The sequence below is a fragment of the Ottowia thiooxydans genome (assembly GCF_040548795.1).
GTDB lineage: Bacteria > Pseudomonadota > Gammaproteobacteria > Burkholderiales > Burkholderiaceae_C > Ottowia > Ottowia thiooxydans_A.
In genome coordinates this window covers 209,981-232,793 of record NZ_JBEPSH010000006.1, presented here as the reverse complement: position 1 = coordinate 232,793, position 22,813 = coordinate 209,981, and the positions used below count along the sequence as shown (strand labels likewise).

The 22,813-nt window shown below is 59.3% G+C and carries 23 protein-coding genes; 16 read left to right on the top strand and 7 right to left on the bottom strand.

Annotated elements, in window-relative coordinates; translation table 11 throughout:
• Positions 1 to 6 precede the first annotated feature (6 nt).
• The gene (locus ABIE13_RS15900; RefSeq protein ID WP_354445150.1) at positions 7 to 1,356 is read right to left on the bottom strand and encodes a chloride channel protein; all 1,350 of its coding nucleotides are present in this window, start codon (positions 1,354 to 1,356) and stop codon (positions 7 to 9) included.
• A gap of 241 nt (positions 1,357 to 1,597) precedes the next feature.
• Between ABIE13_RS15900 and ssb the strand changes: the two genes are divergently transcribed.
• On the top strand, positions 1,598 to 2,158 hold the full coding sequence (gene ssb / locus ABIE13_RS15895) for a single-stranded DNA-binding protein (protein WP_354445148.1): 561 nt from the start codon (positions 1,598 to 1,600) through the stop codon (positions 2,156 to 2,158).
• A gap of 149 nt (positions 2,159 to 2,307) precedes the next feature.
• Here the strand turns inward: ssb and ABIE13_RS15890 are convergent, their stop codons facing one another.
• Positions 2,308 to 3,219, bottom strand: a complete 912-nt coding sequence (locus ABIE13_RS15890; protein ID WP_354445146.1) for an alpha/beta hydrolase — start codon at positions 3,217 to 3,219, stop codon at positions 2,308 to 2,310.
• A gap of 143 nt (positions 3,220 to 3,362) precedes the next feature.
• Between ABIE13_RS15890 and ABIE13_RS15885 the strand changes: the two genes are divergently transcribed.
• The 7 genes from ABIE13_RS15885 (at position 3,363) to ABIE13_RS15855 (ending at position 7,187) form a co-directional block, all read left to right on the top strand.
• Positions 3,363 to 4,040, top strand: a complete 678-nt coding sequence (locus ABIE13_RS15885; protein ID WP_354445144.1) for a pentapeptide repeat-containing protein — start codon at positions 3,363 to 3,365, stop codon at positions 4,038 to 4,040.
• A gap of 94 nt (positions 4,041 to 4,134) precedes the next feature.
• Positions 4,135 to 4,623 (top strand): nuclear transport factor 2 family protein, encoded by a 489-nt coding sequence (locus ABIE13_RS15880; RefSeq protein WP_354445142.1) that lies wholly within the window; start codon positions 4,135 to 4,137, stop codon positions 4,621 to 4,623.
• Positions 4,624 to 4,652: 29 nt separating this feature from the next.
• Positions 4,653 to 5,078, top strand: coding sequence for a hypothetical protein (locus ABIE13_RS15875; RefSeq protein WP_354445140.1), 426 nt, complete (start codon positions 4,653 to 4,655; stop codon positions 5,076 to 5,078).
• Between the two features lie 97 nt (positions 5,079 to 5,175).
• Positions 5,176 to 5,697 carry a signal peptidase II gene (gene lspA / locus ABIE13_RS15870; protein WP_436278425.1) on the top strand — a complete coding sequence of 174 codons (522 nt, stop codon included), beginning with the start codon at positions 5,176 to 5,178 and terminating at the stop codon, positions 5,695 to 5,697.
• The gene (locus tag ABIE13_RS15865; RefSeq protein ID WP_354445138.1) at positions 5,690 to 6,142 is read left to right on the top strand and encodes a disulfide bond formation protein B; all 453 of its coding nucleotides are present in this window, start codon (positions 5,690 to 5,692) and stop codon (positions 6,140 to 6,142) included. The genes lspA and ABIE13_RS15865 overlap by 8 nt, the downstream gene beginning before the upstream one ends.
• On the top strand, positions 6,139 to 6,798 hold the full coding sequence (locus tag ABIE13_RS15860) for a DsbA family protein (RefSeq protein WP_354445136.1): 660 nt from the start codon (positions 6,139 to 6,141) through the stop codon (positions 6,796 to 6,798). Before ABIE13_RS15865 ends, ABIE13_RS15860 begins: the two co-directional genes overlap by 4 nt.
• 134 nt (positions 6,799 to 6,932) lie before the next feature.
• Positions 6,933 to 7,187 carry a hypothetical protein gene (locus tag ABIE13_RS15855; RefSeq protein WP_354445134.1) on the top strand — a complete coding sequence of 85 codons (255 nt, stop codon included), beginning with the start codon at positions 6,933 to 6,935 and terminating at the stop codon, positions 7,185 to 7,187.
• Between the two features lie 105 nt (positions 7,188 to 7,292).
• Here ABIE13_RS15855 and ABIE13_RS15850 read toward each other — a convergent pair whose 3' ends face one another.
• A complete protein-coding gene (locus tag ABIE13_RS15850) occupies positions 7,293 to 8,651 on the bottom strand; it encodes an amidase (protein ID WP_354445132.1) in 1,359 nt (452 codons plus the stop codon).
• A gap of 107 nt (positions 8,652 to 8,758) precedes the next feature.
• Between ABIE13_RS15850 and ABIE13_RS15845 the strand changes: the two genes are divergently transcribed.
• Entirely contained in the window at positions 8,759 to 9,967 is a 1,209-nt protein-coding gene (locus ABIE13_RS15845; RefSeq protein ID WP_354445130.1) for a 4-oxalomesaconate tautomerase, read from the top strand.
• The gene (locus ABIE13_RS15840; protein WP_354445128.1) at positions 9,946 to 10,917 is read left to right on the top strand and encodes a Bug family tripartite tricarboxylate transporter substrate binding protein; all 972 of its coding nucleotides are present in this window, start codon (positions 9,946 to 9,948) and stop codon (positions 10,915 to 10,917) included. Before ABIE13_RS15845 ends, ABIE13_RS15840 begins: the two co-directional genes overlap by 22 nt.
• Before the next feature lie 10 nt (positions 10,918 to 10,927).
• Here ABIE13_RS15840 and ABIE13_RS15835 read toward each other — a convergent pair whose 3' ends face one another.
• Positions 10,928 to 11,845 (bottom strand): LysR family transcriptional regulator, encoded by a 918-nt coding sequence (locus tag ABIE13_RS15835; RefSeq protein ID WP_354445126.1) that lies wholly within the window; start codon positions 11,843 to 11,845, stop codon positions 10,928 to 10,930.
• A gap of 296 nt (positions 11,846 to 12,141) precedes the next feature.
• On the opposite strand from ABIE13_RS15835, the gene ABIE13_RS15830 reads away from it, so the two are divergent.
• Complete coding sequence (locus ABIE13_RS15830; protein ID WP_354445124.1) at positions 12,142 to 13,464, top strand: DUF11 domain-containing protein; 1,323 nt, start codon at positions 12,142 to 12,144, stop codon at positions 13,462 to 13,464.
• A gap of 238 nt (positions 13,465 to 13,702) precedes the next feature.
• On the opposite strand, the gene ABIE13_RS15825 is transcribed toward ABIE13_RS15830, so the two are convergent.
• Positions 13,703 to 14,602 carry a LysR family transcriptional regulator gene (locus tag ABIE13_RS15825; protein ID WP_354445122.1) on the bottom strand — a complete coding sequence of 300 codons (900 nt, stop codon included), beginning with the start codon at positions 14,600 to 14,602 and terminating at the stop codon, positions 13,703 to 13,705.
• A 75-nt stretch (positions 14,603 to 14,677) separates the two neighbouring features.
• Here ABIE13_RS15825 and ABIE13_RS15820 point away from each other — a divergent pair, with 75 nt between their 5' ends.
• From ABIE13_RS15820 to ABIE13_RS15810, 3 genes are all read left to right on the top strand, one after another.
• Positions 14,678 to 15,544, top strand: a complete 867-nt coding sequence (locus tag ABIE13_RS15820; protein WP_354445120.1) for an HpcH/HpaI aldolase/citrate lyase family protein — start codon at positions 14,678 to 14,680, stop codon at positions 15,542 to 15,544.
• A gap of 98 nt (positions 15,545 to 15,642) precedes the next feature.
• Positions 15,643 to 16,638, top strand: a complete 996-nt coding sequence (locus ABIE13_RS15815; RefSeq protein WP_354445118.1) for a tripartite tricarboxylate transporter substrate binding protein — start codon at positions 15,643 to 15,645, stop codon at positions 16,636 to 16,638.
• A 12-nt stretch (positions 16,639 to 16,650) separates the two neighbouring features.
• The gene (locus ABIE13_RS15810) at positions 16,651 to 17,865 is read left to right on the top strand and encodes a CaiB/BaiF CoA transferase family protein (RefSeq protein WP_354445116.1); all 1,215 of its coding nucleotides are present in this window, start codon (positions 16,651 to 16,653) and stop codon (positions 17,863 to 17,865) included.
• 54 nt (positions 17,866 to 17,919) lie between these two features.
• Here the strand turns inward: ABIE13_RS15810 and ABIE13_RS15805 are convergent, their stop codons facing one another.
• Positions 17,920 to 19,539 (bottom strand): 4-hydroxyphenylacetate 3-hydroxylase family protein, encoded by a 1,620-nt coding sequence (locus tag ABIE13_RS15805; RefSeq protein ID WP_354445114.1) that lies wholly within the window; start codon positions 19,537 to 19,539, stop codon positions 17,920 to 17,922.
• Between the two features lie 81 nt (positions 19,540 to 19,620).
• Between ABIE13_RS15805 and ABIE13_RS15800 the strand changes: the two genes are divergently transcribed.
• Positions 19,621 to 20,310 (top strand): TetR/AcrR family transcriptional regulator, encoded by a 690-nt coding sequence (locus tag ABIE13_RS15800; protein WP_354445112.1) that lies wholly within the window; start codon positions 19,621 to 19,623, stop codon positions 20,308 to 20,310.
• A 26-nt stretch (positions 20,311 to 20,336) separates the two neighbouring features.
• Here the strand turns inward: ABIE13_RS15800 and ABIE13_RS15795 are convergent, their stop codons facing one another.
• A complete protein-coding gene (locus tag ABIE13_RS15795) occupies positions 20,337 to 21,299 on the bottom strand; it encodes a LysR family transcriptional regulator (protein WP_354445110.1) in 963 nt (320 codons plus the stop codon).
• An 83-nt stretch (positions 21,300 to 21,382) separates the two neighbouring features.
• Here ABIE13_RS15795 and ABIE13_RS15790 point away from each other — a divergent pair, with 83 nt between their 5' ends.
• A complete protein-coding gene (locus ABIE13_RS15790; protein WP_354445108.1) occupies positions 21,383 to 22,783 on the top strand; it encodes a carboxylesterase family protein in 1,401 nt (466 codons plus the stop codon).
• Positions 22,784 to 22,813 lie beyond the last annotated feature (30 nt).

The following is a 22,813-nucleotide window of genomic DNA, read 5'->3' as shown; positions in this document are numbered from 1 at the left end:
GTAACACTAAGGGGTCGGCGGCGGGCTTTTGTTCAGTTCAGGAGGGCTCCCCGCCAATTGCTCCACCATATGTTCTGCCAGCGTGGTGAAAAGTGGCTGGCTGACCATGCGCGAGACCAGGCTGGCCACCATGGCGCATGACATCAGCCCCAGCACCATGGCGTAGCCATCGACCATTTCCATCACGATGATCATCGCCGTGATGGGCGTCTGAGTCAGGGCTGCAAGAAAGCCCGCCATGCCCAGCGCCATGAGAACCATGTGGTACTCAGGCGCCATGAGGGTCGCCACATCGTGGCCCAGGCTCGCGCCTATGGACAAGGCTGGCGAAAAAAGGCCTCCTGGCGCACCGGACCACACCGTCAGCCAGGTAGAGATGAACTTCAACACGGTCCAAAGCAGTGGAATACCATTTTCCTCGCCGCTCAAAAGCGCCCGGGTATGGTCATGCCCGCCACCGGCCGTGGTGCCGCTGGTCAGAATGCCGATGACCGCCACAGCCAGTCCGCAAACGGCTGCAAAACGGATAGGCCACTTGCGGCGATAAGCGCAGAAGCGGTCTGGCAAGCCCTTGATGGATGCGAGCAAAAGTCGCGCAAACAAACCGCCCGCGAGCCCGCAACTGAGCGCAAGCAGCATGCCCGGCATGAAGACGCCCCAGCCCACGCGCTCGATGCGGACGCGTCCAAAATAGGAGAGGTTGCCGAAAGCGGCCACCCCCACCAGGCCAGAAACCACAATGGCGCCCAGCATGAGGCCCGAGGAGCGGGTTTCCAACTTGCGCGAGAGCTCTTCAATGGCAAACACAACACCCCCCAGGGGCGTGTTGAAGGCTGCCGCGAGGCCGGCAGCGCCGCCAGCCACTATAAGTTCTCTCGCAGTGATGCCTGAGCGAGGGGAAAGAAACCGACGCGCTGCATACATCACGCCGGCTGCAATCTGCACGGAGGGGCCCTGCCTACCCACGGACAGGCCGGCCAAAATGCCGCCTGTCACGGCGAACACCTTTGCCATCGAGATCTTGAGTGACACCCATGCGGAGCGCCCCTGGGCATCCAGATGGGAGTCCAGAGCCGCCATCACCTGGGGTGGGCCCGATCCACCGGCACCTGGTGCCCAACGCAAAGCCCACACTACCAGCGCCGTCAGGGCGGGCGTCCACAGAAGCGGCCACCACCAGCCCCTGTCCGAAATGGCAGCAAAAAATTGCGACGCCGCGTCCGTCAAGAGAGTGAACAGCACCACAGTCAGGCCGGCCAGCAAGGCGAAGATGCCGATCACCAAGCGGTCAATCCAGACCCGTGCATCAGTCATCTCGTCGCGCACACTGCGCAGGAAATCCGGCTCGCCCTTCATATAGTTGATTTTGGCATGGCAGTTACTGGCACAATCAATAGTGTCGTGAATCAGAAGTTCGCGGAACAAATCCGCCGAGAATCAGCGCCATGCGTCGTTGCAACTCCTCGCGATACCACACTTGGTATCACTGCGGTTCGCTCCTGGCCTGACACAGATTTCGACGAATTTGTTTTATCCACGAACTTCTAATCCACGACACTAGTCGTTTTCGTTTTTTTCTCGCGCAGGAATTCAAGTCATGGCATCGGTCAATAAAGTCATTCTCGTCGGCAATCTCGGGCGCGACCCTGAGATGCGCAGCTTTCCTAGCGGCGACCAGGTGGCCAATGTGACGTTGGCGACCACTGACAAATGGAAAGACAAGGCCAGCGGCGAGCAGCGCGAACACACCGAATGGCACCGCCTGGTGTTCAACGGCCGCCTGGCAGAAATCGTCGGCCAGTATCTGCGCAAAGGTTCGCAGATCTACGTCGAAGGCAGTATTCGCACCCGCAAATGGCAAGATGCGCAAAGCGGGCAAGACCGTTACAGCACTGAAGTTCGCGTCGACCAGATGCAAATGCTGGGCAGCCGCCAGGGCATGGGCGGCGGCGGTGGCGACGAAGGTGGTTACGGCGGCGGTGGTGGCGGTGGTTACGGCAGCGGCAATGAACAAGGTGGCGGAGACGGTGGTTACGAAGCCCCCCGTCGTGCAGCGCCTCCTCCACGTCAAGCACCGGCTGCGGCACCACGTGCTCCAGCACCTGCTTCCAGGCCATCGTCAGGCTTCGACGACATGGACGACGACATTCCGTTCTGAAGCCAGACCTTTTTCAAGGTCCTGCAATCAGGCCTCGAGTGTTCGTCACTTGGGGCTTTTTTGTTGGTGCCGGCGTTCCTGAGGGCAAGGGCTTCTCCCTGGGTTTTGAAAGACATGTTGGCTCGGAGCCTTGTCCACCTTAGTCCGCCTTACTCTGCCGTAGGCAGTGACTCCCCGCGTACAAAGGCCACTACGGTCGGCAGTATCGGAGCTAACCAGTCCAGGGGCCGGGCCAGGGCGGCGACGGTCGTCACGTGGCCAATGTTGTCAAAAATCCGCATATCCACCTCGGTACCCCCAGCGCGCAACCGGTTCGCCAGGCCGACGGTGTTGCGTTGCGCATCCACCACCGTGTCGTTGCGCGCGGCCAGCAGCAGGGTGCGGGGGGCTTTGGCGTTGGCGTAGAAGATGGGCTGGGAATTGGCCGGGGTTTGCGGCCAGCCAAAAGCAACCCGTACCTCGGGGTCGATAATCGGCAAAAAGTCGTACGGTCCGGCCAGACCAATCCAGCCTGCAAGACGATTAGGTGTCAAGCTTAAAGGCGCCAGCCAACGCGGGTCCAGTGCCAGCATGGCGGCGTTGTAAGCCCCGGCGGAATGGCCCATCACCATCACCCGCGCAGGGTCGCCTCCTAGGCGGGCTGCATGCGACAGGGTCCATTGCAGGGCCAATGCGCAATCGCCCAGAAAGCCGTCGTATTGCACCTGGGGGCTCAGCCGATAGTCAGCCACCACAGCGATGATGCCGTTGGCGGCCAGGGCTTCGCCTACGAAGCGATAGTCGCCCCTCTCGCCCCTCGTCCAGTTGCCACCGTATAAAAATAGCACCACCGGTGCATGGCCGGGCACCGTGCCGGTGTTTGGCTGGTACACATCCAGCAGATGCCGCGGATCGGGCCCGTAGGGCACGCCCGTGGGGCCGTGGTAGGTGTCATGGGCCACTAGCTGGTTCAGCACCTGGGCACCAGAACAGCCGGCCATCAGGGTCGCAATGGCCGAACCGATGCCCATGAGGCCCAGGCGGCGGTTAACAGGGGTGGAAAGTCTAGAAAATAGTGGCATGTAGTCCATACGCCATTAAACGGCTTTTGGATTCGTACACGTACTTCAACCTGGTGCTACAGCGCTGCACAATGACCTTAGGCGTGTGGGTGGTTAGGCGACCGCCTGCCAACGAGCCGCCGCACCCCGCACAATAGATCCCGATGATTATTCGCCAAAGTACGCTTACCCGTGACGAGCTCACGCGCCATCTTTCCAGCTCCGAACGGGCCACACAGTTCGAGCAATGCACCTTCGATGAAGAAGACCTTTCCTCGCTGGATTTGAGTGGTCTGCGGTTCACAGCCTGCAGCCTGGCGGGGACATCCCTCACCCGCGCTCGACTGTCTGACACCAAGTGGGAGAGTTGCCGCCTTGGCAGAGCTGATTTTGCGCTGGCAGACTTGACCGGCGCCAGCTTTGACGCGTGCGACCTGCACATGACCAATTGGCTGCGCGCCAGGATGCCTTCGGTGACCTATACCGACTGCAAGTTAGACGGCGCATTTTTCCGCGAGGCGCAAACGCTCGGCCTGACCCTGCGGCAATGTCGCCTGATCGGCGCCGATTTGCGGGGCGTATCGTTCCGTAAACAGCGCTTGGAGGGCTTAGACCTGTCCGGCGCTGATCTCTCGGGCTGCGACTTCAGAGACGCCGTGTTTGAAGGCGGGAGCCTGACGGATGCGAACCTGAAAGCCGCCAAGTTCGACGGTGCCGATCTGCGCGAAGCCAGGCTTGGCAGCATTACCGTGCAAGAGCTGGCGTTGGTATTCAAGGGCGCCACGATCTCAAGCGACCAGGCGCAGCAACTCCTCAGCGGCCTGGGTGTGCATGTCGCCTGAGCTGAAGTCCATCTGTGTTGGAGACCTCAACAAAGCCGGTGTCCTACACGGACATGGCTCACCGTTTGCCAAAATAAGCTTCCAAGGAGGCTTTATGGCCCAAGACGGTCCTTCCCACGCTCCGCCGCCAGATTCACGTCTGGGGCAAGCTGCGTTGTTGGAGTTCTTCCGCCGGTACGCCCATCAGTTCAACGAAGGACTGCATGGCCGGTTCGACGAGAACAAATTTTCAGCGTTGTATTCAGAGGTCTTCATCGCTGCCGCTCCAGATGGCGTCGTCACGGGGTCCAATGACGCCGATTTCACGCGTACGTCCGGTGAGGGTTTTGGCCGCTATCGGGATGTCGGTATGAAGCGGATAGAATTAGAAGACGTGACTGCCACCGGGGTTGACCCTCTCCATGCGCTGGCTCATACTGACTGGAATGCCGTTTATGAAGTGGACGGCGGCGAAAGGTCGATCCGATTCACCAACGCCTATCTGGTCCGGCTTGAATCGACAGGCTCACTGAAGGTATTCGGCTGGATTACAGGGGACGAAGAAGAGGCCATGCGCCAGCATGGCATTGGTCAGCCGCAGTAGGTCCGCCGCTAGAATCAAACGGTCAAGTGGTGAATCACGATTCGCCTGATCGTTCCGAATTCATGCGCCGCCTCTTTATCTTCTTGTTCCTGGTGTTGACGTCCGTTCAGCTTGCCCTTGCGGGCTTGCCGGCAACGCCTGTCCATTCGGCAGCATCCCCTGAAGGTGAAACCGCGGTGCACGCCATGGTCGAGAAGGTCGCAGGCGCAGATCATTCCCACACCACTGACGCCAAGATCCCACTGGGCTGCGACTCGTCTGCTTCTTCCTGCACCTCCTGTTCCCCCTGCTCCACTTGTGCAACTTGCAGCCACTGCCATGGTCAGCCGTCTGCCATCGCAGACACGTTGTCAGGGCTTATGTTGGCCGCATTTACAAGAGGCCGCTTTACCTGGCTGACGCCGCGCTTCGCCAGCGCAGAGGCGGCGCCCATTTTCAAACCCCCAATTGCCTGAACACGCCACTCGGCGTTTTCACCGCTGACCTGCGTGGGCAGGGGCTGCTTTCTCGGGCCGATCTGCGGCTTGACCTTCAACCTTTGGGGTTTGAACCATGTTTTCTTTCGCTCGGCAGGTGGGCGCGGGTCCCGCCTGCGCTTGCCCGTCTTCTCGTGTGATGGCCTACGCTCTGGCCTTGTTCATCCTTGTGCTGGACCAGGGCACCAAGTACTGGGTGCACGACTTCACTCCCTATGGCTGGCGGCAGCCCGTGACGTCCTTCTTCAATCTTGTGCACGCCTGGAATTACGGCGCGGCCTTCAGCTTCCTGGCGGACGCCGGCGGCTGGCAGCGCGTCTTCTTTGGGGTCATCGCACTTGTCGTGTCTGCCTGGATCATCTGGGCGCTCCGCAAGCCGCTTCCTTCTCGTGAGCGATGGGCCTACGCCCTCATCCTGGGGGGTGCGCTGGGTAATGGCATCGACCGGGTCACCCGTGGCTACGTGGTGGATTTTCTGGACCTCTACGTCGGCCGTTGGCATTGGCCAGCCTTCAACATCGCGGATATCGGCATTGTGTGCGGTGCAGGGCTGCTGGTGTGGTCGGCATTTCGGATGCGAGGAGAAACCCATGAATAAGTCGTCCGCCTTGAACTCGTGCGCTGCATCTGAACGCCAGTGGCTTTATTTGCTGCTGAGCTGGCTGGTAGCGCTGATCTCTACGTTGGGGGCGCTCTACCTCGGTGAAGTCATGGGCCTGGAGCCGTGTGTGCTGTGCTGGTACCAGCGCATCGCCATGTTTCCCCTGGTGCTCATCCTGGCGATCGCTGCCTACACGCAAGACGCCCGTGGGGCGAGGTACGCACTGCCGCTGGCCGCGGTCGGCTGGCTCATTGCCCTTTATCACTGCCTTCTTTATGCAGGCTTCATCCCCAAGAACATTCAGCCTTGCGGCAAGGGGGCTTCATGCGCAGAGCAGAAGCTTGAGCTGGTGGGCTTCATCACGATACCGCTGATGTCCCTGGCCGCGTTTTCAATCATCTTGTTGCTGCTGTGGGCGGCAAGCAAGGAACCTCAAAAATGATCAACAAGAAACTGATTCTCATCCTCTGCGGCCTCATGGTATTCATGGGCTTTGCCTTTGGGCTCTACCGCCATTTCAATCAACAAGACCAAGCGCTGAGCCGTTTGGCCAGCGAATCCAATTCGGTCTTTAACCGGCCGCATTCGCCCACCTATGGTTCCAAGGACGCCAAGGTTCGCATCGTTGAATTTTTCGATCCCGCTTGCGAGACCTGCCGGGCTTTCTACCCCATAGTGAAAACCTTGGTCGATGCCTCCGATGGCAAAGTCCAACTCGTCGTGCGCTATACCCCGTTGCACCAGGGCTCTGACGTCGCGGTGAAGATTCTTGAAGCAGCCAGACTGCAAGGCAAGTTCTGGCCGGTGGCGGAAGCCATGCTTGGCGGCCAACCTCATTGGGCGTCCCACCATGCACCTCAGCCTGAGCTGATCTGGGGCTTTCTGGAAGGTACTGGCCTGGATGTGCCCAAGGCCAGGGCAGACATGATGTCCCCTGAAGTGGTGGCGGCAGTCAATCAGGACATCGCCGACGCCAATGAGTTGAAGGTCACTCGGACGCCTGGCTTCTTTGTCAACGGCCGGCCGTTAAAGGTGTTCGGGGTCGAGCAGTTGGTGTCTCTGGTCGGCGAGGAAATCCAGCGCGCATATGCAAAGTAGACTTGAGGCCATGCGGCACGGATGCTGCCGCAAACCCTTGCAATGATGGAGGGCCAGAGTCTGGACATGGTGTAGTAAGTGAACAGCCACCTTGTGCAGCAGGATCTGCTATCTTGACCGAAGAGGAAGCCAATATGAGCGACGCCAACGCGGATTTGCGCCACATTCTCTCCCTCATGAGGGCAGGGCAGTGGAATGCTGCGCACGACCGCGTGCAACACCATGAAGGCCTTCTTGCCGCATGGCTGCATGGCCTGCTTCACTTGCAAGAGGGCGATGTTGAGGACGCAGAGAACTGGTACGACCGGGCTGGACGACGCTTTCGGCAGCGCGGGACTCTGGAGGAAGAAATGACGCGCTTTGAGGAAGCCTTAGGCCCTGTACTGTGAGAAAACCTGGTCGAAAGACCAGGGAAATGTGCTGTTTGCTCTTTCTCGCACTTTTCGATGCCGCGGCCTATGAGCCACCGATATCGAGCGAGAGGGGAGACCGCTTCATGCGCAAGGGACTCTCTTTCTCCTGAAGCTATCTTTCGATGGTCGTTTCTCTAACAAAGGGTGAAGTAAGGCCCCCAGTTGCAGCAGAGCAAAATCCTGGCCGTGCTGGCCTACCAGTTGAACGCCTAACGGCAAACCAATGTCTGAGTAGTCCAATGGCAGGTGAAGTGCGGGCCAGCCTAATAACGTCCAGACGCGATTAAATGTTGATTGTCCTGTCGAAGACAGGCCTGCCGGAGCGGGTCCCTCTGCCGAAGGGGTCAGCACACAATCGTAGTCCTTCAGCTTGTCCTGCCAACGAAGCTTGAACTCATCCGCTCGCGCAAGGGCATGTTGATACTCTTCGTCGCTGATCTGCCAGCCCTGCTCCACTAGCGCGGCCAGAACCGGGCTGAACGCATGGGGTGAAGCGCGCCACTCTGGCAACAGGGAGCGAGCCATTTCATACTTCATCACGACGCCATGCAAGTGGCTCAGCGCTTGTAAGTCGCGATCATGACTTAAACCATGCACCCTTGCACCCACCTGTTGCAGTGTGTTGGCAGCAGATTCAAACACCCTCTGCGCCTCGGTCTGCAGTGATCCCAAAGCCTCACATCGCATGACTGCAATGCGCAGGTTGTCCGGAGCTAACAATTTCGGTGCGGCCACTGAGAATCCTGGAACGATGACAGGTGCGGCCAGCAAGGCGTCTTCCACGGTACGGGCAAATAAGCCGGGCGTGTCCAGCGTCGGGCTAATCACCTTGATACCTCCTGGATTGACACGCTTGAAGGTCGGTTTGAAACCCACCACTCCACAGTAGGCTGCCGGACGGATGATCGACCCGCCCGTTTGCGTACCCAAGGCCAGAGGCACACTGCCTGATGCGACCGCTGCAGCTGAACCGCTTGACGACCCTCCTGGGGTATGGTCTGGTTTCCACGGATTTCGTGTGGGACCCGGGAACGCGTAAGCAAACTCTGCTGTGACCGTTTTTCCAACAGGAATCGCACCGGCACGACGTAGCAGGGCCACGCAAACCGCATCGTAAGGTGCCTTGTCAGGCCCATGCAAAGGGGTACCACAACCAGTAGGCATACCCGCCACGTCAATCACATCTTTGACACCGAAGGGCACGCCAGCCAATGGCAAATGCCCAGTCGGCAAGCCGGTGGGAATATCTACCCCCACAGGAGATAACGTGTTCATGAAGCTCCAGGCGCGCAGGTTTGGCTCAAGCTCGCCAATGCGTTCCATCGCTTTCTTTGCAAATTCTCCAAATGGCGCTCGCCCGGAATTGACCAGTTGGCTGATGGTTCGCGCGTCAGGAAGACGAGGTGGCGCAGACCACACTAAATCATGCGTTTTTTCCATGGCGAGAGTTTCTTCCGTTAAGCGCGCCGTAGTGTCAATAAATTGGATAACCGGTTTGTCCAATTCATTGATTGCTCCCCGCATTGGCCCCATGAACAATCAGCGGTATGACTTCTCAAACCGCTCTCTTCCGCCATCCGGTGTCCAGGGAATCCGATCAGTACAAGGTGCGATGTGTGCTCATGCGCGGAGGAACCTCTAAAGGACCGTTCTTTCTCGATGAAGACTTGCCACCGCCCGGCGCCGAGCGTGACTTGCTGCTACTTCGGGTCATGGGCGCACTTGAACCTCGCCGTATCGACGGTATTGGAGGCATCGATTCACTGACCAACAAGGTCGCAATCATTTCCCGCTCATCCCGGGAAGGGGTTGATGTCGACTACCTTTTTGGCCAGATCTGTGTGCACAAGAACACCATCGACTACTCTGTGAACTGCGGCAACATGCTTTCGGCAGTGGGGCCTTTTGCGGTGGATTCTGGTCTGGTACAGCCCGGAGAAGACATCACCCGAGTACGAATTTTCAACGTCAACACTGGCAAGCGCATTGATGAGCAGGTCGTGACACTAAATGGCAAAGCCTCTTATCAGGGTGATGCGCGCATAGACGGAGTACATGGCAGTGCCGCCCCGGTACTCGTCGAATTTCTGGATGTCGAAGGTTCAAAGACCGGTGCACTGCTGCCTACGGGGCGCGCCATCGATATCGTTGATGGCGTGCGTATCAGCTGCGTGGATGCAGCAGTACCCATGGCCATCGTGCTCGCGTCAGACCTGGGCATAAGCGGCCACGAGTCGGCAGAGGCGCTTAATGCAAATACAGTCCTGTGCGCTCGTGTAGAGGAGCTGCGTTGCAAGGCTGGCGCACTGATGGGCCTGGGTGATGTGTCACGGCTAGAGATGCCAAAATTGACACTGGTCGCTGCGCCGCGTCAAGGCGGGGTCATCACCGGCAGGTATTTCATGCCATACACGTGCCATACCTCTTTCGCTGTGACTGGCGCGGTTTGCTTGGGCGCAGCCTGTCTAATACCAGGCACAGTCACCAATGATCTGTTGCGCGACGTGGGTGGCGCGCCATCGGGTGGAGATCTGAGCATCGAACACCCTGCTGGCCTCATACACGTCAAGGTGAAGATGCGAAGCGGGAGCGCCGGCCAGTTGCACGTCGCCTCTGCTGCCTTGGTGAGAACCGCTCGGCGATTATTTGCTGGCGAGGTATATCTACCCGTCGAAGCGTTATCGGAGCTTTCTTCATCTGCAACCTCACTGCTCACTTCGCCAAAGGATTTGCCATGCTCCGCCGAAACCTATTGACTGCTGCCATTTCAGCGCTGTCCATCCAGTCAACCAGCTGGGCTCAGCGTGCCTATCCGAACAAGGCTTTGCAGCTGGTGGTGCCATTTCCCGCAGGCGGCGGCACTGATATTCTGGCGCGGCACCTGGCCAAACATTTGACAGAGGCCTACTCGCAGCCGGTGGTGGTGGAAAACCGCGCCGGCGCTGGTGGTGCTATCGGCGCGGAGGCTGTGACGTTGGCGGCACCCGACGGATACACCTTACTGATGACTACAGCGGGTGTATCGTCGATCAATGCAGGCTTGTATCCCAAGCTTCGCTATGACGCGGAAAAGCAGTTGACCCATGTCAGCCGAGTGGCATCTACTGTGTTTGCGCTCATCGTGAACCCGGCTGTGCCCGCCAAGTCCGTGAAGGAACTGGTGCAACTCGCCAAGGCTCAACCCGGCAAGTTGTCCTACGGGTCAGCAGGCAACGGCGCTGCAGGCCATCTGCCAGCTGAGCTGTTCAACAAGATGGCAGGTGTGGACTTGTTGCATGTGCCATACCGCGGCACCAGTCCAGCAATCAACGACCTGATGGGCGGACAAATCCAAGTGATGTTCGCCATTCTTGGCGCCGCCCTGCCATTTATCCAGAGCGGCAAGGTGAGGGTGCTGGCGACCACGGGTCAACGACGCGCTGCCGCGCTGCCCGATGTGCCCACCGTCGCGGAATCGGGGGTCCCGGGCTACGTGGCCGATGAATGGTGGGGCGTTGCAGTGCCAGCAGGTACGCCACCTGCAGTTGTCGCACGTCTCAACGAGTCCATTGTGAGCTACGTGAAGGATCCGCAGATCAGCAAAAAAATGATCGCCGACGGATTCGAGCCGAGCTTTGATACACCAGCAGCGTTTGCCAAACTGGTGAGCAATGACAAAACAAAATGGGGGCGGGTGATCACCGACGCAAACGTTAAGCTGGATTAGCCTCACTGCGCTAGAGACTGTCGATGCATGGTGATAGTTGGGCGGCTGATGACGCCAAGAGATGGGCACGCACGCGTGAGACAGTGGGCGGCAGCACCCGAAGCGGATCAAAGACGACCACCAACTCCATCGTCATCCATGCATCGCTCAACTCGACAATTTGAATACCGCCAAGCGAATCATTCTTGAGTGCCACGATGGGAATCACTGCCACTCCAGTGCCGGCGCGCACTAGTGCGAGTACCGCGGCGAAACTGGTAACCAGTGTAGAGATGGACGGTGAAACTGGGGCGCTTTTCGCTCCCGGTGGTAACCATGCGAGTGCACTGTCTTGTGTGCGCCCGATATGGGGATAAGCAAGGCTCTCCTGATAGGTGACGGAGTCACGTCTTGCCAATGGATGATCCGCTGGCACAGCAAGTACAAGTGGCGTGGCATGGTAGGGCGCGGATGCAAGAGATGACAGAGGTGCGCTCGCGGCGCATATCCCAAGATCGGCACGTCCCTCGGCAACGGCTTCAATAACGTGCGCACTGGTCAACTCTTCCAGTCGCAGATCAACCTGGGGGCACTGCGCCTTGAAGCTTTCCAGTTCACGCGCCAGCCCGGCAGCGATTCCGGAAGTGTTGGATGCTATGCGAACAATACCCGCGTCACCCTTGATATACGCCTGCAAATCCACCTGAAGCTTGCCAAAAATAGGCAGGACCTCATTGATGCGCTGCACCGCAGCGTTTCCGGCTGGCGTTAGTCGCATACCTTGAGGTAGACGATCAAACAGCACTACACCGAGTTGTGCTTCGAGTTCAAGCAGCCGTTTGCTGACAGCCGAGACAGTAAGGCTGGCTTTTTCCGCTGCCTTGCTGACACTTCCCGTCTCCGCGACAAACAGCAACATCTGTAGAGAGAGCAGATCAAAGCGAATCATTATTTTTGAATTTTGGGTGCATCCACGAAGTAGTGGTACCAGACTTACTTGCTACATGGCGTCGGGCGAACCGGTACGTACCGAGGGTAGCGACACCGTGAGGTATGGATGGGTATTAAGCGCCTTTGAAGAAAATTCAATATCATTTAGTTGCAAATTAGTATTGAGCTAAACGCTGATAGTGTGATGTTGTTCCGACGCAACGTGTTGCAAAGTACACCAACGATCCAGGCTGTCGCTAGTAAAGTATGCATAGCTATTTTGAGCTTTGTAACTAAAAACTCGAGGGCCTGCACATGAATCATCTTCCGATATTTAAGAGTAAGCGACGTCCGCTGACTCGCGCTTTGGTTTCAATCGCCATTGGCGTATCTGGTGTTGGTGCGTCGCTCTCGGCGTCAGCCTTGACCTGTGATGGCAGCCTGTATGTCTCTCAGGGGGCTGGCTCTCCCGTCTCTTCCATGGCGTTGTACATCAGCCCGCCCGCTGTTCCGGTGGCCTTTGCTTCTCCAGGTTCGTCAACCTCGCTTTACAACGCCACGGGCTACAACCCGACCAATAACCAGTTGTACGGTTTGGTAAACAATGTGCTGTACCAGGTCGCAGGAGATGGTCCTAGCCCTGGTGCGGCCACGTCGCTGGGACCAGTGGCCAACCTTCCCGATGTGGCCTACAACAGCGGAACCTTCAGCAGCACCGGTGTTTATTACGTCAAACCGTTTGGCAACACGAATGTCATCTATGCCATTGATGTCTTGGCAAGCCCCTTGACGGCGACGGCCATCAATCTGAGCACGTCCTTCCAGACATCAGACATAGGCTGGGTGGGGAGCATGCTGTACTCCACGGCAGACAATGGTCAGCTTTATTCTATGAATGTGACTCCAGGATCCACCCTGGGTCAAACCTTGCCCATTGGTTCTCCGGACGCCACGGGAGGTGTGCTGGGGGCACAGTTCGCAGGCACTAATGGCCTGTTTGGTGTCGCCAATGATGGTTCTGGTTTCTTCAAGATCAGTCTGGCGACTGGCCAGCGAACCTTCCTTTCTGCCGCACCCTCTTCCGGCAGCAACGATGGTGCGAGTTGCCCAAATGCGGCGGTCGCCGGTGTGGCACCTGCTCAGGCTGATCTGGCCGTCACCAAGACTGACAACAGCGCCAACTTCACACCTGGGACCAATTCGGTCTACACCATCGTGGTGACCAACAATGGGCCTGATGATGTCGACGGCGTCACGGTGAGCGACTCCTTGCCTGCGGGCATCACCAGCGCAAGCTGGACATGTGCCGCCAGCTCTGGGGGTGCCTGTGCCGCCAGCGGTACCGGTGCCATCAACGACACCACGGTCAGCTTGCTCGACGGCGGCACCGCCACCTATACGCTGACCCTGGTCGTGCCGAGCAGCTACACCGGTGCCACCTTGGCGAACACCGTCACGGTGACGCCACCAGCGGATGTGCAGGATCCCAATCCAGGCAACAACACTGCTACCGACACCAGCCGTTCCACGACTGCTGTAGTGACTCCCACCGCTGTGCCGGTAGATTCACCCTGGATGTTGCTGGCCTTGGCTACGCTGTTGGGCGGTGCTGTACGCTTGCGCAAGGGCAAGGCCTGACCGCCTCAGTTTGCTTCACGCCCTGGAGAGGGATAAACACGTTGGATTGACGTGTTCGTAACCCAGCCAGGGCGATTGCTTTAGCCTATAGGGCGCTTGGGCATGAGTCCACGCGCCCTTTGGTTTTTCATGGGCCGACCTCATGGAAGAACTGCCCAGGCCTTCCGCAATCGCAAAAATTACCTAGGCTGGATGCCTGTACGTTCGGCAGCGTTCGACGCGAAGGGGTGGAGCGTCGTCAACTATTACGTCCGGCTACCCGGGCGGCGGCCTTCACCACTGCAGCGGCGCTGTCTACCATCCCCTCAATTAAGCGCAGCCGAGGCGAGGCGCGCAGCCACATGATGCCGAAACGGCGCGTATCGAATGGATGAGGCAGGGCGATGCGGGCCAGCTTCAAACCCGAGAGGAGGGGGGAGGCGATGTCGGGCACCAGAGAGACACCCAGGCCCCGGTCCACCATCATGCCTATGGCCAGCAGAGAACTGAGCTCGAAACGTTCCTGCGGCACGATGCCCGTTGCGCGAAGGTAGCGATCCGCCTGCTTGCCGCCACCCAATCGCCGGTCATAGCGGATGAGCGGGGAGCTGCGCAGCAGTTCGTGAGGGTCTGCACCGATCAGGCGGGCCGGAGCCAGCAGCACCAGGGGTTCTTCGCGCAGTAGTGACCAGCCGAAGGTTTTGGGCAAGGCAAAGGGTGGGTACAGGCACACGGCAGCGTCCAGCGACCCCTCAAGCACGGCGTTGTATAGCGCGTCAGTAGTGCCCGACTGCAGGAATACCTTGACGGTGGGGTGCGCCTTCACAAAGCGCGCCAGTATATGAGGCAGCTCGCTGTGCAGGGCAGTGTTGATGGTGCCTACGCGCAATTCGCCTCCTTGTACACCAGTGGTGAGCAGTTCTTTGATCAGGCTCACCTCGCTCATCAGGGCTTGGCCGCGCTCTACCAGTTGGTGGCCAGCCTCTGTGGGCAGTACGGTGCGGCCCGAGCGGGCGAGCAGGGGTACTCCCATTTCGCGCTCCAGAGCCCGCATCTGCTGAGCCACGGCAGCGGGAGTGAGGCCTTGCCGGCGTGCGGCCTCGGACATGGAGCCCGAGTCCACGACGAGAAGAAAGCTGCGCAGGTAGTCGGTTTCCATAATGATAGATTTTCTATCATCTAAACATAGAGTGCATGTGTTTTTCTAAAGTCTGGCGTGGCAGACACTGCTTGCATGAGAAGCAAACTGTTTGTCCCAGGCTCACGCCCTGAGCTCTTTGAGAAGGCCCTTGCGGGAGCTGCCGACAGCGTGTGTTTTGACTTGGAAGACGCTGTGACCGAGTCGCGAAAGAACGAGGCGCGCGATGCGGTGCGCGACTTCCTGCGCAGTGGCGCGGCCACCGCCAGCGACAAGACGCTGATCGTGCGCATCAACGCCATGGATACCCCGCACTTCGCGGCCGACGTTGCCGCTGTGGCTCAAACGGGTGTGGACCTGGTGAACCTGCCCAAGCCCGAAAGCGCGACGCAGGTGAGAGAAGTGGCTGCCTTGCTGGCGCAGGCCGAGGCGGTCAATGGCGTAGCCGCACCCATCGGGCTGCTATTGAACATCGAATCTCCCAGAGCGCTGCGGCTGGCCGCCGAGCTTGCTAGTGCCCATGCCCGAGTGGCCGGCCTGCAGATGGGTCTGGGAGATCTTTTCGAGCCACTGTGCATTGCACGGCGAGAACCTGCCGCCGTCCAGCAGGCGATGTTCGCTGTGCGCATGGCTGCAGGCGAGGCGGGTGTGTACGCCTACGACGGCGCCTTTACGGATATTGCAGACAGCGAGGGGTATCGCGCCGAAGCCCAGTTGGCGCGCCGCCTAGGCTTTCTGGGCAAGACCTGCATCCACCCCAGCCAGGTAGCGATTGCCAACGACGTGTTTCGCCCCAGCGACGAGGAGATCGCCCATGCCTGCAAGGTAGTGGATGCTGCTCGTCAAGCCGATGCAGACGGCGTTGGGGCCTACGTGGTAGACGGGAAGATGATCGACATCCCATTCGTGCGGCGTGCTCAGGCCATCGTGGCAAGCGCACGCCGTTTGGGCCTGCTGGCCTGAAAACCAAGCCCTCATAGATCATCACCCCCACCGGGCTGCTGTTGGGCAGCCGGCATCGGTAGACAGTTTCACAACAACGAAGACGACGGAGACAACGCATGACTTTCCCTTTCGCATATACAGCGCCGCTGCGCCGCACGACTCTGGCGGTGCTGGCGAGCCTGGCTCTTTCACCCGCTCTGGGCCTGGCGCAGGAGAGTTGGCCCGCCAAGACCATCACCATCGTGGTGCCTTACCCTCCGGGAGGTTCCAACGACACCTTTGCGCGTCAGATTGCCAAGGAGCTGGGTGAGCAGTTGCAGCAGAGTGTGATCATCGACAACCGACCAGGCGCCAGCGGCAACACCGGCACCGGTCAGGTAGCGCGCGCCGCGCCCGATGGGTATACGCTGGTGGCTGTGTCGTCGAGCATGACGACGAATGCGGCCATCCAGCCCAAACTGCCGTTCGACGCCAACAAGAGTTTTGCCCCCGTGGCCATGTTCGCCAAGGGACCGTTCATCGTGGCGGTGAACAACGAGTTTTCGGCTACGACGCCTGCGCAGCTGATCTCGGCCATCCGCGCAGCACCGGGTAAATACAACTATGCCTCGTCGGGCACGGGCAGCGTGAACCAGTTCGCAACCGAGCTGCTCAAGGCCCAGGCAGGCAACCTGCGCATCACTCACATTCCCTACCGGGGCATGGGTCCGGCTGTTACCGACCTGGTCGGCAATCAGACGCAGTTGCTGATCTCCAGCGGCCCGTCGCTGTTGCCCATGGTGAGGAATGGCAAGCTGCGCGCAGTGGGCATCACCAGCCTCAAGCCCAGCCCCATTGCGCCGGATCTGACCCCTATCTCCACAGCTGTGCCGGGCTACGAATTCGAGCTGTGGTGGGGTCTGCTGGCACCGGCCGGCACGCCCGCCGACATTGTGACCAAGCTCAACGCTGCGGTGAACGCAGCGCTGGCCAAGCCAGCGGTTGTCGCCAACTTCCTCAAGGAAGGGGCCATCGCCACGGCCATCAGTCCGGCCCAGTTCTCCAAGGTGATCGCTGACGACGTGGAGCGCTGGAAGAAGCTGGCGAAACAACAGAATATTTCACCCGAATAAGAAAGCCGCGCAATGAGCCTGTACGCCCACGCGGGCACGCCCGCAGCACCGCAGTCTGCTCGCATCGGGCCGCAAGGCCCGTTGAGCGGCCTGCGGGTGCTGGACCTGAGCGCCTACATCGCCGGACCCTACGGCTGCTCGCTGTTGGCCGACCAGGGGGCTGAGGTGATCAAAATCGAGCCACCCGTGGGCGACAACCTACGCAAGTACCCGTCCACCCTGGAAGCGGAGAGTCGCGCCTTCGTAGGCGTGAACCGCAGCAAGCTCGGCGTCGTGCTGGACCTCAAGGACCCGGCCGACCATGCGGCGCTGATGGCGCTGGTGCGCACGGCCGACGTGCTGGTGCACAACTTTCGTCCCAACGTTCCGCCACGTCTGGGCATTGCGTATGACCAGCTCAAGGCCATCAACCCGCGTTTGATCTACTGCAGTGTGACGGGCTATGGGGAGAGCGGGCCGCTGAAGGACAAGGCCGGCTATGACCAGGTGTTGCAGACCATGACGGGTATGTGCACTCTGCAGGGCAAGCGCGGTGAGCCGCCGGAGATCCTGTACGGCTCGGTGGTGGACTACTACGCTTCGGCACTGGTGGCTGCAGGCGTGGCGTCTGCGCTCTACGAGCGCGAGAAGAGTGGTCAGGGCCAGCAGGTGGGCGTGTCGCTGCTTCGCGCGGCTCTTACCATGCAGTCGGCCCGCTTGGTCTGGGCCGAGGGTGAGCCCAAAGACGTCGGGCGAGACATGCGTTCGGGCGGCATCACAGGCATCCACCCCACTCGGGAAGGCCATATCTACATCTCAGCCAACACCCCGCATTTCTGGAATGCATTGTGCGAGAAGGTGGGCCTGCCCCACCTCGCGGCCAACGAACGCTACGACTCGGTGCGCAAGCGTTCCCAGCACATGGAGGAGATCGTGCCGCAATTGCGCGCCGCGCTCGCCGAGCGCACTGCCCTGGAGTGGGAGGCCTTGTTCGGCGAGGCGGTGCCCTGCGCGGCAGCCCGCTCGGTGGAGGATATGTTCGACCACGAGCAGGTGCTGGCCGAAGGCATGGTGACCACTTTTGACCATCCTACGTTGGGATCGTACCGGGGTTTTACCCGTGCCATCCAATTTAACCGCACCCCTGGCCCAGAGCCGTTTGCCGCGCCCACGCTGGGCCAGCACACTGCACAGGTATTGAGCGCGCAAGACTTGGCGCCGCGGCCGCCAACTGGCGAAAGCGCCTGATGGGTGCACACCAGTCCTGCCCTTCACGGCGGTGGTGGCGCCGCGCCGCTTAACCTACTCCTTGTCGGCCGTCGCCTTGGTGCTCACGGGCAGAGGCACCATCACAGGCTGGCCAGGTGTGGTGCAACCGGTATCGCAACAGCGGCCCGGTTGACGGTTTTGCGTGATGGCGCGCTTCTCGTCGTGCAGAACGCCACGCTCGAGCAAGCGCTCCACCAGTTCCACTTTGGATCCTACAGGGTAGTTGCGCCAGATTTCCTGCTTCATGGCGGCGGGTGACCCGCCTCCATGCAAGCTGATGACCGAATACCAACCTCCCTGGTAGGACGCAGTCAGATCTTCAATGAAGCGCGCCGTCTGTATGCGTTTTTCATAGGGAACACTGGTATTGGCTTGCAAGACTTCTGACAGCTTGGCGGCGGTGGCCGGGTTGTGGTCTTCGTCCGGGCCAGGCAGGGCAACGATGAGGCCACCGGAGACCTCATGGGCCAACCGGTGCATGTCGTAGATCTGCGTGGCGAGCAAGAGCTTGCCAATATTGCTGAACACAGGTTCAGGCATGAAAGAGCCGCTGTGCTCATCCTTGGTGGCATACACACTGGCGGCTACCCCACAGGCGTAAAAACCTTCCGTGATCTTGATCAGCTCAACCATGGGGTCGCGCAGATTGCTCTTGGTAGCCGGGTCCAGGCCATTGGCTTCGCACATCAAGGCGCCCGCGCCGATGAGGAGGTCGCCAAACCCCGCTCGCGCGGCGATGCAACTGTGGCGGTGGTGGGTGGCGTAGCTATAGGTGAGCACATGGCTGTATTCCCACTCGCCTGCGTAGAAGACCCGGTCCCATGGCACAAATACCTGGTCAAAGATGACCACGGCAGTGGCCTGGCCATACTTGCGTGAAAACAAGGCATCGCCATGTTCCAGCTTCTCACCGGGACGGCCAGCAGGCCTTGAGACCATCGTGAGCCCCGGCGCATCTACAGGCACGGCGCAGCAGACGGCGAAGGCTTCGTCTTCAGGGCCCATGTTCCGACTGGGCATGACCAGCAACTCGTGCATGTAGGGCCCGCCGGTCACGATGGCCTTGGTGCCACTGATCACGATCCCTTTGGCGTTGCGCTCGACGATGTGCACATAGGTGTCCGGGTTGGCCTGTTGGTGAGGCTTTCTGCTGCGGTCGCCTTTGGCATCCGTCATGGCGATGCCAAGTGACAAATCGCGGTCCTGCACATCGGCCAGGTAGGCGGCGAACCGATCACGGTGCTCGGTCGTGCCCCTGGCGTCATCGATATGCGCCACCGCCTGGTAAAGGCCGTTCATGGCGTCGTGCGCCAAATAGCGCTGTGCGCACCCTGTTTCCTGACAGAGCACCCGGACAGCTTCAAGCTTGTTCAGCAGATCACCGGCTGACTCGTTGACATGCAACATGCGGTTGACCACCTTGCCACGAAAGGACTGTGTGGCCAGGGCGATGGGGGCGTATTGGGGGTCCAGGGCAAAGTCATAAGTGAACGCCAGGGCATTGACCCCCGGCGCGAATGCGGGCTCGTCGGCCACATTGTCCACCAGCCGGCCATCCACATAGACGACAGGCTTGTAGTGCCTGAGGGACTCTCGGTACTCATCGCCCGTCATCAGCTTCGACCTTGGGAAAGCGAGGGTCGTCTTGTCCATTGTTCTGCTCCTTGTCGTGGGTACCGAATTTAGGGTGATTTAAACACTGTTCAATAAATTGATCAAGAGTAGAATAAAAGCATGGCCTTAACAAAAATTCGAGATACCTCAGAGTCGCGCGCATCCGTCGGCAAGAAGACAGCGAAAGCGCCAGTTACCAGCAGAGAAGAACGACAAAAGGCTCTGGTGGATGTGCGCCGTGCCCTGGTGCTGGATGCTGCGAGAAAGGTCTTTTTTGAACGCGGTCTGGAAGGCACCAGCATCCGGGAGATCGCGCAGCAGGCGGGTTACACGCCAGGCGCGATCTACAGCTATTTCACGAGCAAGGAAGAGGTTTATGGCGCGTTGCTCGGTGAGTCGCTGGAGCGTCTGAACGAATGCGTCACACTGGCTACCTCCAACGCCGGCCCTGCTGCACTCGACAAAACGCGAGTCGCCGCAGAAGCCTTTTTTGATTTCTACCGCGAAAACCCCAGAGATCTGGATCTAGGCTTTTATCTCTTCCAGGGTATGCAGCCACGTGGTCTCACGCCAGCCTTGAATGAACGCCTCAACAAGCGCTTGAGAGACGCCCTGCAACCCATCCAGTCAGGTCTGGAGACGCTGGGGCTCTCACCCGAAAAGGCCCTCTCTGAAGTCACCGCCTTGTTCGCCTACGCCGTCGGTCTGCTGGTCCTTAGCCACACGGGCCGCATACGCATGTTCAAGCAGGAGTCCATTGCGCTCTATCGCGTTTACGTGGATCGACTGCTTGGAGTGAGTCCGCGATAGCTCGAATCTCCATTTTTTCGAGTGAACTAAGGACCGCTGCTGATTTCCTTGAGCCTATCCAGAAACTTCTTGGTAGTGGGTTCCATAGGCTTGTCGGCATTCACAAACGCAGAGAGGGGAACGGTCTTCAACGGAAGATCAATCTCCAAAGGCCGCAGCCCATACAAAGTCCTGATCCTAGGAAGTACGTAAGCGGGCAAGATCGAGATCATGTCTGTTCGCTCACAGACTGCGAGATTGATGGTGTAGGCGTGTGAGTAGATGACTCGATTCGGCAGCGACAGGCCTGCAGCCTCCAGAGTCGCTTCCAGCGCAGTCAGCAAAATATTGGGCGGCTCCGGAAGAAACCAGGGAAACGCCATCAGTTGCTCCAGAGAGACCGGCCCTCCAATCAGCGGATGGTCGGCGCGCGTGACGAACCTGGGACCGCCGTCATCGAGCAGAGGAATGACGGAAATGTTGCCAGGAGGGCGTTCCTCGTTCCAGCGGCCCAGCACGATATCCAATTCGTTGTCGCGAAGCGAGGCCATGAGATCTTCAATGCCGCCCTGGCGGATCGTAAGTCGAGCCATGGGGGCCAACTTCTGAAAATCGTAGATGCAGGCGGACAGCGCGTCCCACCAGGCCACAGGCGTGAAGATGCCTACCGTCAATTTTCCGGACTCTCCACGCAGCAGCGCGCGAAACTCATCCGACGCCTGCTTTGTATTCGCCGTGACATTGGCGCTGTATCTGATGATGACTTCGCCCACCAGGGTGGGCCTCACGCCGTTGGCAGATCGTTCGAACAACTTCAGACCTACCAGCTCTTCCGCTTCAGTCAGTGTCTTGGACACTGCGGACTGACTGAGCGCCAGCTCCTGGCTTGCCTTTTGCAGGCTGCCCGCGCGTGCAATGGCCAGAACGGCGGACAAGTGCCGCATCTTCAGCCGGCTCACGATTCTTTCATCATCGGGTACAGCCTTGCCCTCGATGTGAACATTCTTCATCTCGTGCTCCCAAAAATTCACTTTACCGTCACGTTAGCACTGTTGAGAATTGACCTCAGCAAACAGTGAAGGGTTCAAGGCCAATGCCAGTTGTGCAAACGTCGTTCGGTAGAGTTCAAGGTGTCTCGGAAGCAGGGGTCGAAACCTATCGCGGTATTCCCTACGGGCAAGCCATCGGTCCGATGGGCAGTTTTGGTGCGTTATCTCCGATCAAGCCTTGGGACCACATTCTCGATTGCACCCAGCAGGCGGCCGTGTTCCCGCAGCCGGAGAGCCGGCTGGCCTCCATCATGGGCAGAGCCGTGGAAGCACACGTGCAATCGGATCAAGCGTTCACCTTGAACATCAGCGCACCAGCAGGAGCTAGCGGACTTCCTGTCATCGTCTTCCTTCATGGCGGAGGATTCACCTCGGGAGGAGGCGTGCGCTGGTATGACGGCGCTCGCCTGGCGTCCAAAGGAGAAGTCGTCGTCGTCACGATGAACTATCGCTTGGGGGCCTGGGGAAATATCGCAAACCCTGAAGTTCCCCGCAACAACGCCATCCTCGATGTTCTGGCCGGGCTGCGCTGGGTCTCATCCAACATTCAAGCCTTCGGGGGTAACCCTTCCAAGGTCACGCTGGCGGGGCAGTCTGCAGGCGCATTCCTGACGCTGGCCCTGGCCAAATCGAATGAAGCCAAAGGACTTTTCAAGAGAGCCATCTTGATGAGCTATCCCGGGGAAATTCACTCTTCGCTGGAAGAGGCTGAGGAAAGTACGAACGACCTGATGCGCCTGCTGGGCGTGCGAGATGTCAAGGAGCTTGCCTCGGTCAGATCGGAGAAAGTCATCGAAGCAGTGGGAACGTTGAGCAAGGGCCGCGCAGTGGCTGGCTCCATTTCACCGGTGTTTCGGCCTTATGTCGACGAGACAACGCTGCTGGGCCCGGTGGACGAACCGGCGTCCACGCATTGCTCGGAAATGCTGATCGGATTTACCCGAGAAGAAACGGCGGCGTTTTACTGGCGATCCTCAGAGCAGATCAGGAACGACCCTGAGAGTGTCACTGCCTGGTACCAAGCCACTCACGGCGAGAGTGCATCACACAACTACAGGCTGACTGCATCTCGCAGGCCCCGCGCGAATCCGTACACGCAATGGGTCGACGGCATATCGGACGAGTTGTTTGTCGGGCCCGCGCTTCGCGTCGCCGACTATGTCGCAGACCAGGCCCGTGTCTATGCCTACAGATTTGATTTGCAGACAAGGCAGCCCTCGCTGTACGCGCCGCATTGCCTGGACTTGCCGTTCTTCTTTGACAACCTGGAGCAATGGTCTGATGCCCCCATGCTGGAGGGCTTTGACGTTGAGGAACTCAAACCCTTGGCTGCACGTTTCAGCCGTGCCATGCTGAGCTTCGCCAAAAAGGGCGCACCAGACGTGGAAGATTGGGCACCGTACCAGGCCGCACAACCGTTCTTGATGGCTTTTGACCAACGCTAAAGCCTGCCTTTTTTCATTCAACCTTAGGGA

Coding starts and splice junctions, on each gene's coding strand:
- ABIE13_RS15900 (WP_354445150.1), bottom strand. CDS start 1,356: ATGAAGGGCGAGCCGGATTTCCTGCGCAGTGTGCGCGACGAGATGACT.
- ssb (WP_354445148.1), top strand. CDS start 1,598: ATGGCATCGGTCAATAAAGTCATTCTCGTCGGCAATCTCGGGCGCGAC.
- ABIE13_RS15890 (WP_354445146.1), bottom strand. CDS start 3,219: ATGCCACTATTTTCTAGACTTTCCACCCCTGTTAACCGCCGCCTGGGC.
- ABIE13_RS15885 (WP_354445144.1), top strand. CDS start 3,363: ATGATTATTCGCCAAAGTACGCTTACCCGTGACGAGCTCACGCGCCAT.
- ABIE13_RS15880 (WP_354445142.1), top strand. CDS start 4,135: ATGGCCCAAGACGGTCCTTCCCACGCTCCGCCGCCAGATTCACGTCTG.
- lspA (WP_436278425.1), top strand. CDS start 5,176: ATGTTTTCTTTCGCTCGGCAGGTGGGCGCGGGTCCCGCCTGCGCTTGC.
- ABIE13_RS15865 (WP_354445138.1), top strand. CDS start 5,690: ATGAATAAGTCGTCCGCCTTGAACTCGTGCGCTGCATCTGAACGCCAG.
- ABIE13_RS15860 (WP_354445136.1), top strand. CDS start 6,139: ATGATCAACAAGAAACTGATTCTCATCCTCTGCGGCCTCATGGTATTC.
- ABIE13_RS15855 (WP_354445134.1), top strand. CDS start 6,933: ATGAGCGACGCCAACGCGGATTTGCGCCACATTCTCTCCCTCATGAGG.
- ABIE13_RS15850 (WP_354445132.1), bottom strand. CDS start 8,651: ATGGAAAAAACGCATGATTTAGTGTGGTCTGCGCCACCTCGTCTTCCT.
- ABIE13_RS15845 (WP_354445130.1), top strand. CDS start 8,759: ATGACTTCTCAAACCGCTCTCTTCCGCCATCCGGTGTCCAGGGAATCC.
- ABIE13_RS15840 (WP_354445128.1), top strand. CDS start 9,946: ATGCTCCGCCGAAACCTATTGACTGCTGCCATTTCAGCGCTGTCCATC.
- ABIE13_RS15835 (WP_354445126.1), bottom strand. CDS start 11,845: ATGATTCGCTTTGATCTGCTCTCTCTACAGATGTTGCTGTTTGTCGCG.
- ABIE13_RS15830 (WP_354445124.1), top strand. CDS start 12,142: ATGAATCATCTTCCGATATTTAAGAGTAAGCGACGTCCGCTGACTCGC.
- ABIE13_RS15825 (WP_354445122.1), bottom strand. CDS start 14,602: ATGGAAACCGACTACCTGCGCAGCTTTCTTCTCGTCGTGGACTCGGGC.
- ABIE13_RS15820 (WP_354445120.1), top strand. CDS start 14,678: ATGAGAAGCAAACTGTTTGTCCCAGGCTCACGCCCTGAGCTCTTTGAG.
- ABIE13_RS15815 (WP_354445118.1), top strand. CDS start 15,643: ATGACTTTCCCTTTCGCATATACAGCGCCGCTGCGCCGCACGACTCTG.
- ABIE13_RS15810 (WP_354445116.1), top strand. CDS start 16,651: ATGAGCCTGTACGCCCACGCGGGCACGCCCGCAGCACCGCAGTCTGCT.
- ABIE13_RS15805 (WP_354445114.1), bottom strand. CDS start 19,539: ATGGACAAGACGACCCTCGCTTTCCCAAGGTCGAAGCTGATGACGGGC.
- ABIE13_RS15800 (WP_354445112.1), top strand. CDS start 19,621: ATGGCCTTAACAAAAATTCGAGATACCTCAGAGTCGCGCGCATCCGTC.
- ABIE13_RS15795 (WP_354445110.1), bottom strand. CDS start 21,299: ATGAAGAATGTTCACATCGAGGGCAAGGCTGTACCCGATGATGAAAGA.
- ABIE13_RS15790 (WP_354445108.1), top strand. CDS start 21,383: ATGCCAGTTGTGCAAACGTCGTTCGGTAGAGTTCAAGGTGTCTCGGAA.